This window comes from Nonomuraea longispora, assembly GCF_004348345.1.
Taxonomy (GTDB): Bacteria; Actinomycetota; Actinomycetes; order Streptosporangiales; family Streptosporangiaceae; genus Nonomuraea; species Nonomuraea longispora.
Genome location: NZ_SMJZ01000227.1, coordinates 1 through 13938, shown reverse-complemented (window position 1 = coordinate 13938; position 13938 = coordinate 1). Strand labels below are relative to the sequence as shown.

Below are 13938 nucleotides of genomic sequence, written 5' to 3'. Positions count from 1 at the left end.
CCCGCGCAAGGCGCCACGGTAGGCCTCGGCCAGCCGAATGACGATCTCCCGCCGGGACAGGCCCGTCTCGCGCAACAGGTCCTGGATCTCCCGCGGGTCGTACATGATGTTGTTGAGAAACAGGGCGTACTCGAGCATCTCGTCGGGAAGACCGAGGTCGTCGAGCAGCCCCCGCACCGGCCTCGCCCAGGCATCCCGCATGGCGACGATGATCTCGTTCCCGTTGTGCAGCCGCTTCAGGTAACCCTGCCGGGATCGGATCTGCACCAACGCCGGGCCGTACTCGTCGAGCAGGTCCATCCACTTGTCCACGACGGAATCGAACAGCGGTTGCCCTTCCGCCGTCGACGCCGCGCTGAAATCGCGGAGCTCTTCGACCACGCTGAGCACGTAGGCGGCGAGCACGTCGTCCACCGTGGAGTAGTAGCGGTAGGCGGTGGCCGGGCCGATCTCCGCACGGGACGCGACGGCATGCATGGTGAGCTGGTCGGGCGCTTCCCGGGCAAGCTCGCCGACGGCCTCGAGAAGGCGCCGGCGGTTGCGGCGGGTGTCACTACGCAGCTTGTCCTCCCCACGTCGGGCGCCCTGCCGGCCGGTCACGGGCTACTCCACCCACATCCACGTGCAGGCGAAGGATATCCCTTGTGAGCGACTCACGTCCGGTCGCCAGGACCTGTGCGGCACGAGGCGTCGCCCGCCCGGTCTCGTCAGCATCGTCCGCCGCCGAGGTGGCGGACGATGCGGGTCAGCCCGGTCCGCAGATCGTCCTCCGAGGCCGCGAACGAGATCCGGACGTGGCCCTCGCCCGAGGGACCGTACTCGGCCCCGGCCCGAACCATTACCTTCCGCTCGGCGAGCTCGCGGGCGACCACCTCGGAGGGCCGGTCCGCGTCGTAGCGGAGGAACCCGTAGAACGCTCCCTCCGGCGGGACCAGGTGCAGGCCGGGAACGCCGGACAGATGCGCGACCACGAGCTCGCGACGCTGCCGGTACCTTTCGGCCATGGCATCCACGAGGCTGCCCGGCAGTTCTAGTGCGGCGAGGGCCGCGTGCTGGACCGCCGTGTTCAACGAGCCGTTGTGGGTCCGGTGCACGTGGGCGGCCGCGTCCACCACCTCGCGCGGCCCGGTCAGGTACCCGACCCGCCAGCCGGTCATCGCGTACGTCTTGGAGAACGTCTGTACGTACACCGTGCGGTCGCGCAGCGACTCGACCTCCAGCGCCGAGGTCAGCACATGCCCCGGGTAGACCAGCCGGTGGTACGCCTCATCGCTGACGACCAGGACGCCTGAGCCGTCGAGGAGGTCCCCGAGAGCCTTGAGCTCCTGCTCGCGGTGGACGATACCGGTCGGGTTCGCGGGATTCGAGAAGATCATCATCGCGGCCCCAGGGAGGGCCGCGGCCAAGGCGTCGAGGTCCCAGTGCAGGTCCCGGGCGAGCGGAACGAAGTCCACGCTACCCCCGGCCAGCACGACCAGGTCGGCGTAGAGCGAGTAGGCGGGCTCGGGGATGACCACGCGGTCGCCGGGGCCGATCATCGCGAGTACGACGGCCGCCAGCGCGGCGGTGGCGCCGTGGGTGATCAGAATGTCGTCGGCGGTCCAGTTCCGGGCGCGGTGCGCGGGCAATCGCGAGGCGAGCGCGGCGCGCAACTCCGGCAGGCCCTTCTGGTCGGCGTAGTGGGTGTGTCCCGCACGCAGGGCGGCCGCGGCGGCCTCGATCACCGGCGGCGGTGTCGGGAAGTCCGGCTCGCCCATGGCGAGGGAGACGGCGCCCGGCGGGGCCGGGGTCAGGGCCGGGCGCAGTGACTGGCGGCGCAGGTCCCCGATCCGGGAGGCGGGCGGCAGGCCGGTCGTCGGGCCGGTCGTCGGGCCGGTCATCGGGTCACCGCCGACTGGCCGGCGCGCGCGGCGAGGATGCGCCGCCGCAGCGCCTCCTCCTTCTCGACGATCCCGGAGACCGCGTCCACGACCTCCCGCACGCGGTGGCGGGGGATGACGACGACGCCGTCGGCGTCGCCGACGAGCACGTCACCGGCCGCCACCACCACGCCGCCGACCGCCACCGGTACACCGATGGCCCCGGGGCCGTCCTTGAAAGGTCCCGCGGGGGTGACCGCCCGTGCGTAGACGGTCAAGCCCATCGCCGACAGCGCCCGGACGTCGCGTACGGCGCCGTCGACCACCGCGCCGTTCACCCCGGCGTTCACCATGATCTCGCCGATGAGGTCGCCGACCAGCGCACGGGTCAGGTCTCCGTGCCCGTTGACGACCAGGACGTCGCCCGGCCGGGCTTCGTCGAGCGCCCGGTGGATGGCGAGGTTGTCACCCGACCGCACGTCCACGGTGAGGGCGTTTCCGACCAGCGTGGCGCGCTCGGTGACCAGCCGGATGCCGCCGTCCATGACGGTCATCCGCTGCAGCGCGTCGCCGACATTGGCGGCCGGCACCTCCCCCAGGCGGTGAGTCACCTCCGCCACCACGCGATCCCAGCTCGGAGCGATGGACACGCTGTCCGTCGCCGCAGCAATGAACAAGACGATTCTCCAATCTCAAATGAGATAGATTTATCAGTTAGAGCGATCGTAGCCCCTGCGGTGTCGACCTACAATGCCGCCGCGGCCATCGGGCGCGCTCGGCGGCGACGCGCCCGGCACTATCGATCCCCTGCCCGTCGTCCGCACGGCCGTCCGAAGACCTCCGTTCGGACGTACGGCCGGCCATCCGGCGGCCTGCCACCTGCTCACCCCCGGAGCGCGTCCCCGACGTCATGAGCGGAGATGAGGTTGGAGCGTTGTGGTTGGAGAAGTCATATGTGGAAACTCGGTGCTGTAATCGCGAGTGCAGCTTTCCTGGCGCTCGGATGCGGTATGAAGTCCGATGTGGTGTATCGGGCGAGTCCTGCTGCTCTCAGCGACGTACGCGGTATAGGCGTGGTCCAAGCAGGGGCCAGTGACGAGGTCGGTTATGACGATGGTGTCGTCGTAACGAATACGTTGGTCATGGATGTTGGAAGCGCGCGAGTGGAGGAGGCGGTCGACAAGGCCGCCAGCCTCCTCCAGCAGCGCGGGTGGGTGACAGCCGGCAAGAAGCAGCCATGGACGGTGTTCGTGGAATCTGCTCGCCGTGGAGCGCACCTAGCGCTGAGTTCGTTCAGTGCTGACCGTCTGGCACGCCATCAGGGCATGCTGGAATCGCTTGACATGAAGTTCGCCACCACGGAATCCGCTGTAATCATCGAGGCGAATGTCTATCCAGAAGATTCAAGTGTGGTGACAGCCTGAGGATTCCAGTTTTGTCATACATGGCCAAGGGCTGCCGCCGACGGGAACAACAACAGCGGACCCGGCCCGCCGGCCTGACCGTGGTTGCCGGGCGGCCGCATCGCGTTCTGGGGCGGCTGGGGCGGATCGAGGGCGATCATGGATCTCGACCGGGGCGTGACGATCACCTACGTCATGAACAACATGGGCGCCGACATCCTGGGCTCTTCCCGCTCCGCCGCCTACGTCCAGGCCATCTGCCACGCGCTCGGCCGATGAACACCACGAACCGACCGTGCTACCGCATCAACACATGACCCACGAGGACGACTTGGACCGCCGCCCCGGTGACGTGAGCTGGAAGACGACCTTGTGCGAGGTGCCCAGGCCCATGGTGACCTGCTTCTTGGAGCCGAAGTAGTCGCTCCGGCTGTAGGACGGCAGACTTCTGGAGCCCTTCTCGACGACCTTGCCGTCGACGAGTCACCTGTAGGAGAACCGGGCTCCCATCTCGGTGGCCTCCAATCCCACGCCGAAGCTCACCGGGCCCGTGTAACAGGTGACACCCTCTTGGTTGATCCTGGACTTGCCGGCGACCCGTACGTAGGCGAGGGTGAACGAGGCGGCCTTGGCGCTCTTCTTGACCGCCTTGCTGGGGTGGGCCGCCATGGTGGGCAGGTCAAGATACGCCGTCGTAGAGGTGTTCCCGACGATGGCGCCCGCTGCCAGGCACGCGGCGGCCACGGTGGAGATGACCGGGAAGCGTGGTTTCAGGCGGAAACGGGCCTGGGAAGCTTCCGGGCGCAGGGGTTCGACATATGACATGAACGGAGTGACTCCCATGACGGCTGTACGGACCTCCCGCACACTAACGTGATCTTGGGACGGACCGCCACATCAGGGGCGGTTTCGGCGTTGGCGTGGTCTCTCACGTCGGTACGGCGGCGCTGCGGATGCCGGCGTTCAGAAGCGGCCTGACCAGCGAACTGACGTCAGCGTTGCGGGTGCGGGGCCGCCAGGTGGCACACGATCGGGGCCAGGTGTTGTCCGATCTGGGTGTGATGATCGCCGATGGCGGACTGAGCACCACCAGTTGCACATGGCCTGCCACCATTCCCATTCCCGTACACCACATTCACGTGGCCTGACGGTGTCCGTCGTGGCTCAGGTGGAGACCTTCCACTCGTCAGATAGCCAGGCCAGATCCGCTTCGTGGCGCGCGCGGGCGAGATGCTCCCGTTCGGCAAGGGCTTCTGCCTGGTCAGGACCAGGGTGTACGGTCGGCCTTGCCGCCTGGTCGAAGCCCGCTCGGCGCGTTCCGGCGGCGCGCAGCGTCGCCATCGCCAGCACGTGCGCCCGATCACCGGCTGTCCGCGCGAGCTTGTGGGCGTTGTCCAGAACGCCCGTCGATCCCAGACCCGCCGCGGCCGCGACGATCCCGGAGCATGGCGCCCCCAAGGAGATCAGCCATGCTTCCCGCCGGGAGGTGAGCGGCCCGTCGAGTGCTGGAGCGACCTGGCCCGCGAACATCGTCCACGACAGTTCGACGACGCGGCGGGCGGCCGCGGTGGATGAGCCACCCTCCGCCGAGAGCGTGGCACACAGCAGTGGGAGATCCTCGAACCACTCCAACGGTGCCTGGGCGAGGCCGTAGGAGCCGGGCCGCCGGCCCTCCGACCAGTCGCGCAGCAGGCCGTCGATCCAGATGTCGCCGTAGTGCGCCGCCAGGGCCGCGAATGCCGGACCATGAGGAGAGACCAGCCGCTCCAGCGCGAACGGCCGCAGCAGCATGGCGGCGATCTCCGGGTCATCCAGTTCCCTGGCCGCCTCCAGCGCAGCCCTCGTACTCGGAGGAGTAGGGCGTCATGTCGGCTGGACATCAGCGACGCCGAGCCGCGTGGTGGTGGTCGCGTCAGGAGGTGGCGAGCGCCTCGGTGGGTGACATGCGGGCCGCGCGGACCGCCGGGTAGAAGCCGGCCACGCCCCCGATGACGAGCGTGGCGAGCACGCCGCCGAGCATGGCCCACCCGGGCACGATCGCCGGCCAATCCCGCAGCCCCGCGTACGCCGCGGTGACGGCGATGCCGAGGAGCACGCCGCCGACGCCGCCGATGGCCGACAGCAGCAGCGACTCGGCCAGGAACTGGACGCGGATCTGCCCGCGGGTGGCGCCGAGCGAGCGGCGCAGGCCGATCTCGGCGCGGCGTTCCAGCACGGAGATGACCATCGTGTTGGCCACGCCCACGCCGCCGACCAGCAGGGCGACGCTGCCGAGGCCGAGGAGGAGGGCGTTCAGCGTGGCGTCGGCGGCCTGCTTGGCGGCCAGCGCGTCGGACGGTCTGGACACCTTCACCTCGTTCGGCTGCTCCGGGTTGGCGGTGGCGGCGAGCACGCCGCGCACCTGCACGACGTGGGCCTCCTCGGCGCGGGCGTAGACGGTGGTGGCGTACCCGTCGAAGCCGAGGCGTTCCTCCGCGACCGGCCAGCCGACGAGCGCGGCCGTGTCCAGCTCGGGCGCGAGCGGCGCGGGGTCGAGCACGCCGACGACGGTGAACCACTGCCCGCCGAGCCAGACCCGCTGGTCGGGGCCCGGCCGGACGACGCCGAGCCGGTCGGCGGCCCTCACCCCGAGCACGGTGGCCGGGTAGCGGTGGGTGGCCTCGTTCAGCCAGGCGCCCGCGGCGACGGTGGCGCCGGCGTCGCGGAGGAGGTCGAGCCGGGCGGCGGTGACCGAGAGCCCGCCCGACTCGGCTTCGGGGACGCGGTCGTTGCGGTAGACCCTGGCCGGCGTGGTGCCGGTCGCGGTGACCGCGGTGACGGGGCCGACCTGGCCGATCATGCCCTCCGCCTCCTCCGGCAGGTGGGACGAGTCGCCGAACAGGGTCTGGCCGGGCGAGACGGTGAGCAGGTTGGTGCCGAGCGCTTCGAGCCGCCGGTTCAGGTCCTCCTGGCTGGAGGCGGAGATGCCGACGACGCCGAGCATGGCGGCGATGCCGATGGCGATCCCGAGCGCCGACAGGAACACCCGCAGCGGCCTGGACCGCAGCCCGGCCCCGCCGGTCCTGACGATGTCGCGGGGCCGCATGCGGGCGGGGACCAGGACGTTCATGTCCGCACCCCGTGGGCGATCCGGCCGTCGAGCATGTCGATCCTGCGGGGCAGCGCGGCGGCGATGTCGCGGTCGTGGGTGATGACGACCACGGTGGTGCCGCCCGCGTGGAGCTCGCGCAGCAGCTCCATCACCTCGGCCCCTGAGCGGGAGTCGAGGTTGCCGGTCGGCTCGTCGGCCAGCAGCAGCCGCGGGTCGCCGACGACCGCGCGGGCGATGGCGACGCGCTGCCGTTCGCCGCCGGACAGCTCGTGGGGGCGGTGCTCGGTCCTGTGCGCGAGCCCCACCCGTTCCAGGGCGTCGTACGCGCGCAGCCGCCGTTCGCGCGGTGACGGACCGGCGTACAGCAGGCCGTCGGCCACGTTGTCCAGGGCGGGCACACCGGGGGTCAGGTGGAACTGCTGGAAGACGAAGCCGATGACGTTCGCGCGCAGGGCGGACAGCTGCCGGTCGGTGAGGGAGAGCACGTCGTGCCCGGCGATCCGCACGGTGCCGCCGGACGGGCGGTCGAGGGTGCCGAGCATGTTGAGCATGGTCGACTTGCCCGAGCCGGACGGGCCCGCGATGGCGACGAGCTCGCCCTCGCCGATGGCCAGCGACACGCCGCGCAGGGCGGCGACGTCGCCGTACAGCTTGGACACGTCGCGCAGTTCGGCGATCATGCCGGCACCGCCACGGTCATGCCCTCGTCCAGGCCGGTCACCTCGACCTCGCCGTCGGCGAACAGGCCGGTCTCGACGGCGACGTAGCGGGTGGACGAGCCCTCCACGACCTGCACGCCGTAGCCGCCCTCGGCCAGCGCGATCAGCGCGCCGACGGGGACGGCGAGGACGTCGGCGCGCCGGTCGGCGACGATCGTGACGTCCACGGGCGCGGAGTCGTAGCCCTTCTTCAGCCCGGTCACGGAGAGGGTCACCTCGACGGTGGTGGCGGTGTCCTGGCCGGTGCCGCTCCCGGTGGCCGTCTCGGTGGCGACCTTGCCGACGCGGGTGACCTCGCCGTCCACGGTGGTGCCGTCGGGGAGTTCGACGGTGGCCTCCATTCCCTTGCGGACCAGGTGCTCCTCGGCCACGTCGAGGTCGACGCGGACCTCGCGGGTGGTGCCGGTGGCGGTGAGGACGGGGCCCGTGGCGCCGTCGCCGAGCGCCTTCTTCAGGTTCGCGACGCGAAGGGGGCCGCGGGCCACCACGACGTCGCCGGGCCGGACCTCGCCGGTGACGTCGAGGCCGAGGTCCTCCTGCCAGTCCTCGACGGCCTCGCGGGTGGCCCAGGTGAACGTGTCGTCCGCGTCGAAGCCGGTGTAGCCGAGCTTGCCGAGGTTGCGTTCGAGGAGTTCGACGTCCTTGCCCTCGACGCCGTCCCGCAGGGTGCGGTAGAGGGGCATGGCGCCGTACAGGAGGGGGCGGCGGTCGGCGTCGACGCTGTAGACGCCGTCTCCCCTGGTGACGGTGGAGCCCTCCGAGGGGAGCCAGGTGATCGTGCCCGGGGTCTTGCCGGTGACGGTGAGCGGGTCGCCGTAGCCGAGAGTGCCGTCCACGGTCCTGGTCTCGGTGAGCGTCGTACGGGTGACCGTGGCGGTGGCCGGGGGTGTGCGGCCGGCCACGGCCGTGCCGGAGGCGTCGCCGCCGAAGCCGAGCGCGGCCGCGGCGACGGCGGCGGCCAGCAGCGCGGCGCCGCCGCTCCAGGCGAGGGCGCGCAGCGGGGCGCGGCGGCGCGGCGGCAGGGGGCGCGGGGCCCGGGTGTCCGCCCTGACCTGCGTCACTTGCGCCCTCCGAGCTTGGGGAACTCCTTGCCGCACACGTCGAACGCCTTCCTGAACGCCGGATCGTCGCGCTTGACGGCGCCGAACTTCATGGTGCCGTCGGGGTTGGGGTCGGACATGTCGACGCCGTTCTCGCGCATGCACGCGGCGAACTTGCGCATCCGGTCCACCTGCTCGGGGTCGGAGCGCTCACCGTCCTTGAACGGCGCGTGGACGCGGCACGCCTCGGTGGCGTCCCTGAGCTTCTTCTTGTCGACGTCGATCACGCTGAGTCCGCCGCCCCCGCCGGGGTCGGGGTCCTTCATGGGGACGTCGTGCTCGCGCATGCACTGCGCGAACTTCCTGGCCTGTTCCTGGCGGTCGGCGGTGGACGTGGGGCTCGCGCTCGCGGCGGGATCCGCGGAGGCCACCGCCACGGAGGCGACTCCCGGGCCGCTCTGCCCGCCTCCGCATCCGGTGGCGAGCACGCCCAGCGCGATGACCATGATTGTTCTTCTCATGGCGCCCAACGTGCCTGGCGCGTTTCAACGCGGGCTGGGAGCCGCCTCGGAGCCAGGTAGGAACACGCGGAACGTGGCGCCCTCGCCCGGCGCGGTGTCGACCTCGACGCGTCCGTGGTGGGCGCGGACGATGGCGGCGACGATGGCGAGGCCGAGCCCGGCGCCGCCGTCGGTTCTCGAGCGGCCCCTGCTGACCCGGTAGAGGCGGTCGAACAGGCGCGGCACGTGCTCGGGCGGCACGCCGGGGCCGGTGTCGGCCACCTCCAGGACGGCCGCGCCGTCCGACCTGCCCACCCGGACGGTGACGGCGGCGTCGGGCGGCGTGTGGCACAGCGCGTTGCCGACGAGGTTGGCGGCCACCTGGCGCAGGCGGGCCTCGTCGCCGACGACGGAGACGGGGACGAGGGTCTCGCCGAGGCCGGCCAGCCTGACCTGCCGTTCCGGCACCCGTACGCGGGCGTCGCGGATCGTGTCGGCGACCACCTCCAGCAGGTCGACGGGCCGGCGGTCGAGCGGCCGTTCCTCGTCGAGCTGGGCCAGCGTGAGCAGGTCGTTGACGAGCAAGCCCATCCGCGCGGCCTCGTCCTCGATCCTGCGCAGGGCCTCGCCGGCGTCGCCGCCCCTGCGGTGCAGCTCGGCGAAGCCGCGTACGGAGGTGAGCGGGGTGCGCAGCTCGTGGGAGGCGTCGGCGAGGAAGCGCCGCATGCGGGACTCCGACTCGGTCCGCGCGGCGATCTCGGACTCCAGGCGGTCCAGCATGACGTTCATGGCGGTGGCCAGGCGGCCTGGCTCGGTGTGGGCGTCCTGGGCGTGGACGCGGCGGGCGAAGTCGCCGCCGGCGATCTGCCCGGCGGTGGTCTCCATCCTGGTCAGGGGGCGCAGGCCGAGGCGTACGACGACGTTGGCGGCCAGGCCGATGAGGAGCAGCGTCAGCACGCTGACGGCGACGGCGATGGCGGCGGCCGAGGTCAGGGTCTGCTCGACCTCGGTGAGCGACTGGGCGATCACCCAGATGTCGCCGGCGGGCATCTCGACGGCGCGGATCCGCCACGAGGCGCCCGTGGTGCCGGGCACGGTGTAGGTGACGCCGATCCTGAGCTCGTCGATGACGGGGCCGGGCTGGCCGGGGGCGGCGACGCCGGCCTGCAGCCTGCCGTCGGGGGTGTAGATCATGAGCTGCTGGAAGGAGGCGATCCGCCTGGACAGCGCCTCGGAGAGCGTGTCGGGCGTGGCGGGCTTGGCCGAAGGCACCTGGAAGCTCTTCCGCTCGCCGAGCTTGGCGAGCTGCTCGACCTGCCGGTCCACGCGGCTCATCAGGTTGTCGCGCAGCAGGGCGACGCCGACCACGTTCGACAGCACGAGCCCGACCGTGGCGAGCGCGAGCACGGCCATGACCAGCCGGGCGCGCAGCGTCCACGGCCTCACCGCGGGGTCCGCAGTGTGTAGCCGACGCCGCGCACGGTGTGGATGAGCTGCGGCTCGAACGTGTCGATCTTCTTGCGCAGGTAGTAGACGTACGACTCGACGATGCTGGAGTCGCCGTCGAAGTCGTAGCGCCAGACGCTGTCGAGGATCTGCGCCTTGCTCACCACCCGGCCGGCGTTGGTGAGCAGGTATTCGAGCAGGTTGAACTCGGTGGGCGACAGCTCCACCCGCACGCCGGCCCGCCGCACCTCGTGGGCCTGCGGGTCGAGCTCCAGGTCGGCGTAGCGCAGGACGTCGTCCGCCGGCCGGCCCCGGCCGCGGCGCAGGACGGCGCGGATGCGCAGCACGACCTCCTCCAGGCTGAACGGCTTGGCCACGTAGTCGTCGGCGCCGAGCGACAGGCCCTGGACGCGGTCCTCGACGCGGTCGCGGGCGGTCAGGAACAGCACGGGGACGCGCTCGCCGAGCCGCCTGGCGACCTCGAACCCGTCGATGTCCTCCAGCATCACGTCGAGCACCATGATGTCGGGCCGGAACTCCCTGGCGGCCGTGACCGCCTCCGCGCCGGTCTCAGCGGTCCTGACCTCGAACGACACCAGGCGCAACGTCTGGGACAGCAGGGCGCGGATGTTCGGCTCGTCGTCGACGACGAGCACCCTGGCGGGTCGGTCCATGGGTAAAGGTGTACCCGAGTCAGTTCAATGCCAGATCAAAGCCGTTATTTCAGGTAGAACACCGGCCGGCGGGCCCGGAAGGGCAGCGAGGCGCCCTGGGGCAGCAGGAACGCGTGCTCCCTGCGGATGCGCAGCACGTCGCACTGCCCGTCGGTGATCACGAGGACGGGCCCGTCGGGCGGGAAGTCGCCGGCGCGTTCGAGCAGCCTGACGCCCGGCTGGAGCACCGTGCCGCCCCGGCCGCGCACCCGGACCCGGCCCGCGATCTCCTCGACCGGAAGGTACCCGGCGTCGTACGCGGCCGCGTCGCAGAAGACCACCCGGGCCTGGGGCACGTCGCGGGCGGCGGCGTAGGAGGCGATCGCGCCGAGCGCCTTGCCGAGCAGCCGGACGTCCATGGAACCCGAGGTGTCGAGCACGACCCCGAACGTCCGCCGGCGGACGACGTCCTCGGGCCTGACCCAGCCGGGTCGCGGGATGCCGGGGCTGGATGCCTGCCTGCGGGAGGCGCGGGCGTAGGATCGCCGCTTCTCCTCGGGCTGGAAGTGCTCGTCGAACCAGCGCGTCCTGGAGATCTCCCACAGCTGCTTGGCCCGGGCCATCGCTGGGGAGTCCAGCTCTGGCGTCGCCAGCACGGTCGACCCGAGCATCTCGAACACCGGCTTGGAGGCCGTCTCCACGAGGTGTGTGAACCACTCGTTGACCGCCTGGCGGGCCTCGCAGGCCACGCTGATGAACCCGCAGTCCTGTGCCGGCGCTGCGGCCGAGGTCGAGGGCGTCGCGGTTGGGGTGGGCGTCGGTGTCGCTGTCGGAGAGGCGGCGAGCGCGCGTCCGCTGATCAGCGCCAGGGCGAGCGCGGCACCGACCATCAGGAGGACGAGCAGCCCGGCCGCTCTTCGGCGAGTGCCGGCCACGTCAGGCCCTCACGATCCGCTGCAGGATCTCCACCAGAACGGGCGGTCTCCGCCGGCCAGGATGTAGCGGACTCCGCCGATGGTGAAGAACTGCGTGGCCAGCCCGACGAGCAGCCCGACCACCACGTTGCGCAGGTTGGTGATGACCTGGTCGAGCGAGGCGGAGGCCAGCGCGGTCATGGCCTCGGCGATCCCCGGCACGGTCAGGGCGGCGACGGTGCAGCCGCCGGTCCACACCAGCCGCGACGCGACACCACGCCGCACCCAGTTCACCTTCGCCGGAACCGGATGACGAACAACGGACAAGGCCGAGACGGCTTCATGACATGACCCCCAAGGACGAGAGGTCTTGACCTGGCGGCCAGCCGTGATCACAGGCCCGGAACGGTCCGGGATGGGTGTCCTCCTTCGAAGGACGAGGGACGATGAACTCGATGGGAACGGGCAACCGCCCCCAGAACTCCGTCCCGAGCCGTGATCACGGCTGACATGGATGAACCACCGGTTCAGCGCTCGATATTGGAGCCCGGCCCGTCACCGCTGACCGAGACTTGACCCTCCTCGATCGCCCGCGCCAGCCGCGTCTCCGCGGCCCGCCGGCGCTTGTACAGCCGATCCGCCGGCACGCCCAGGCGCTGCGCGTACGCCCGCAGCGCCTGCCCCTCCAAGCGCGTCGCGTGGATCAGCTTCGCCTCGTCCGGGGTGATGACACCGCACCGGACGGCCTCGGCGAGCACCATGAACGGCTCGCTGTCCAGGGCCACGGGCTCCGGCAGGTCGGTGCAGACCTCGATGGAGGCCAGTTCCCGCGCCCGAACTTGAAGCGCGCCCTTCTTCGCCCACAGCAGCAGGCGAGGCAGGATGTTCGGTCGGTCGAGATCGATCCGGCGGAGCTGGGCGACGAAATACGTCACCGTCTCCGAGACGATGTCCTCTGCCACGTGTGCCGAGCAGCTCTGCGTGCACCGCGTGGCCAGGTTCTTCAGTCCCGGCATAGCCACCCCCACGCACCCGATCACCCAGGCGGGGCCGTCGCGCCGCGAGCGCCGCACGAGATGCGCCCAGACAGTGTCCTTCAGATCGTCGTCCGCCTTGGGCGAGAGCACCAGCGCCTTGACCTCCCCAAGATTGATCGGACGCGTGGGCGCCCCATGCCCGATGGAGCGGCCATCTATCGAGAGCGGGTTCGGACCGAGGATCAAGAGTTGAAAGGCCCTGTCCGCTGCGTTCAGAGCATTCCGGTGGAAGGTCTTCGATGCTGTGCTGTCTTGTAGATCGATGGCCATGGTGTCCCCCGTAGGTCGGGTCGGATCGGTCGATCCAGGTCTCGACCACCAGGTGGGAAGAACCCCGTGCACCAAGGGCGGCAGCGGGGACACCATCAACCGCCGCGGAGGCTCCCATTGGGCCTTCGACCAGGGGCAATGAGCAGGCCCCGAACTCATGCTCAAGTACTCGACAAGCTGGCCAGACCGTACCTGACCTGCTGCTGTACGTCTCGCTGCCGGCAAAGCCCTCGCCAAGCAGCCACGCGCGGTGCGACGTGATCCAGACGGGGTTGCGTCCAACCGGCAGGCGTACTACCTGTGCAGCCCGCCCAGTACGCCATCCTTAACGAGCGCGCCCATCCCAAGGTAGTTCACCTTCGGGAGGCGGGGATCTTGGATGAGGTCGATGGCTGGCTGGGGACCGCGTTCGGGCCGGACAGGCTGGGGCACATGATTTGCGGCGATTGACTGACCGACGTTACGAACTGGAGGGTTGATTCCGGACGAAGTAGCGTCGGTGAAATGTGGTGTTGAACCAGTTGACGTCCAGCCGGTGCCCTGCCATCGTGAACGCGAGTTCCAGGAAGGCCCCCTGCCGTTCGTCATAAGGATGCGGCGGGAACAGCGGCAGGTTTCCCAGTTGGTCGTCGAGACCTTGGGGATCCTCACCTCCGGCTAATTGAGGGCCGCCGCTGTCGACCACGGTCAGGACCCGACCGTCGACCGCCCGCCGGAGGCTGAGCCGCGTGTTCAGGTTGGCGGACAGGTTGAGGACCTCGACCCCATCGGCTGAGATCTGCTCGATCTTTCTCTTGCCATGCCAGCCCAGAGGCTCCATCACGACGACGCGGTCACCCGCGCGTCCGCATACGATCACGTGCGGCGCATTGTGGCTAGTACTCCAGCCGCACTTAGGGATCGATGAGTCTGCGCTGGCGTTGATAGTGGCAGCGGCGGGCGCGGGCTTGGTGACAGCGTCGCCAGTGTGACCAGCGCAGATAATGCTCGGCGGGATGGTGGCGTC

At 70.6% G+C, this 13938-nt stretch carries 16 protein-coding genes; 1 reads left to right on the top strand and 15 read right to left on the bottom strand.

The features are described 5' to 3' along the window. The 3 genes from E1267_RS37760 to E1267_RS37750 form a co-directional block, all read right to left on the bottom strand. Positions 1 to 600: TetR/AcrR family transcriptional regulator (locus tag E1267_RS37760; RefSeq protein WP_132340109.1), on the bottom strand; the 600-nt coding region annotated here is incomplete at its 3' end. Positions 601 to 707: 107 nt separating this feature from the next. Next, a complete protein-coding gene (locus E1267_RS37755; protein ID WP_132340107.1) occupies positions 708 to 1880 on the bottom strand; it encodes a pyridoxal phosphate-dependent aminotransferase in 1173 nt (390 codons plus the stop codon). Continuing rightward, the gene (locus E1267_RS37750; protein WP_281283740.1) at positions 1877 to 2509 is read right to left on the bottom strand and encodes an RraA family protein; all 633 of its coding nucleotides are present in this window, start codon (positions 2507 to 2509) and stop codon (positions 1877 to 1879) included. Before E1267_RS37750 ends, E1267_RS37755 begins: the two co-directional genes overlap by 4 nt. 360 nt (positions 2510 to 2869) lie before the next feature. On the opposite strand from E1267_RS37750, the gene E1267_RS37745 reads away from it, so the two are divergent. After that, on the top strand, positions 2870 to 3283 hold the full coding sequence (locus tag E1267_RS37745) for a hypothetical protein (RefSeq protein WP_132340104.1): 414 nt from the start codon (positions 2870 to 2872) through the stop codon (positions 3281 to 3283). 462 nt (positions 3284 to 3745) lie between these two features. Here E1267_RS37745 and E1267_RS37735 read toward each other — a convergent pair whose 3' ends face one another. The 12 genes from E1267_RS37735 to E1267_RS37680 all read right to left on the bottom strand — a co-directional run. Continuing rightward, the gene (locus E1267_RS37735) at positions 3746 to 4087 is read right to left on the bottom strand and encodes a hypothetical protein (RefSeq protein ID WP_132340102.1); all 342 of its coding nucleotides are present in this window, start codon (positions 4085 to 4087) and stop codon (positions 3746 to 3748) included. A 339-nt stretch (positions 4088 to 4426) separates the two neighbouring features. Next, positions 4427 to 5053 (bottom strand): hypothetical protein, encoded by a 627-nt coding sequence (locus E1267_RS37730; protein WP_132340101.1) that lies wholly within the window; start codon positions 5051 to 5053, stop codon positions 4427 to 4429. 121 nt (positions 5054 to 5174) lie between these two features. Beyond that, on the bottom strand, positions 5175 to 6371 hold the full coding sequence (locus tag E1267_RS37725; protein ID WP_132340099.1) for an ABC transporter permease: 1197 nt from the start codon (positions 6369 to 6371) through the stop codon (positions 5175 to 5177). Beyond that, the gene (locus E1267_RS37720; protein WP_132340097.1) at positions 6368 to 7033 is read right to left on the bottom strand and encodes an ABC transporter ATP-binding protein; all 666 of its coding nucleotides are present in this window, start codon (positions 7031 to 7033) and stop codon (positions 6368 to 6370) included. Before E1267_RS37720 ends, E1267_RS37725 begins: the two co-directional genes overlap by 4 nt. Next, positions 7030 to 8133 (bottom strand): peptidoglycan-binding protein, encoded by a 1104-nt coding sequence (locus E1267_RS37715; protein ID WP_220449866.1) that lies wholly within the window; start codon positions 8131 to 8133, stop codon positions 7030 to 7032. Before E1267_RS37715 ends, E1267_RS37720 begins: the two co-directional genes overlap by 4 nt. Next, positions 8130 to 8633 (bottom strand): hypothetical protein, encoded by a 504-nt coding sequence (locus tag E1267_RS37710; protein WP_132340095.1) that lies wholly within the window; start codon positions 8631 to 8633, stop codon positions 8130 to 8132. The genes E1267_RS37715 and E1267_RS37710 overlap by 4 nt, the downstream gene beginning before the upstream one ends. Before the next feature lie 24 nt (positions 8634 to 8657). Further along, positions 8658 to 10058, bottom strand: coding sequence for a sensor histidine kinase (locus E1267_RS37705; protein ID WP_220449865.1), 1401 nt, complete (start codon positions 10056 to 10058; stop codon positions 8658 to 8660). Next, positions 10055 to 10732, bottom strand: coding sequence for a response regulator transcription factor (locus tag E1267_RS37700; RefSeq protein ID WP_132340093.1), 678 nt, complete (start codon positions 10730 to 10732; stop codon positions 10055 to 10057). The genes E1267_RS37705 and E1267_RS37700 overlap by 4 nt, the downstream gene beginning before the upstream one ends. A 44-nt stretch (positions 10733 to 10776) precedes the next feature. Next, positions 10777 to 11646 (bottom strand): hypothetical protein, encoded by an 870-nt coding sequence (locus E1267_RS46905; RefSeq protein ID WP_246064504.1) that lies wholly within the window; start codon positions 11644 to 11646, stop codon positions 10777 to 10779. Positions 11647 to 11655: 9 nt separating this feature from the next. After that, entirely contained in the window at positions 11656 to 11910 is a 255-nt protein-coding gene (locus tag E1267_RS37690; protein WP_132340091.1) for a hypothetical protein, read from the bottom strand. 242 nt (positions 11911 to 12152) lie between these two features. Continuing rightward, on the bottom strand, positions 12153 to 12932 hold the full coding sequence (locus E1267_RS37685) for a sigma-70 RNA polymerase sigma factor region 4 domain-containing protein (RefSeq protein ID WP_132340090.1): 780 nt from the start codon (positions 12930 to 12932) through the stop codon (positions 12153 to 12155). Positions 12933 to 13392: 460 nt separating this feature from the next. Then, on the bottom strand, positions 13393 to 13938 hold a 546-nt coding region (locus tag E1267_RS37680), incomplete at its 5' end, for a hypothetical protein (protein WP_165960015.1).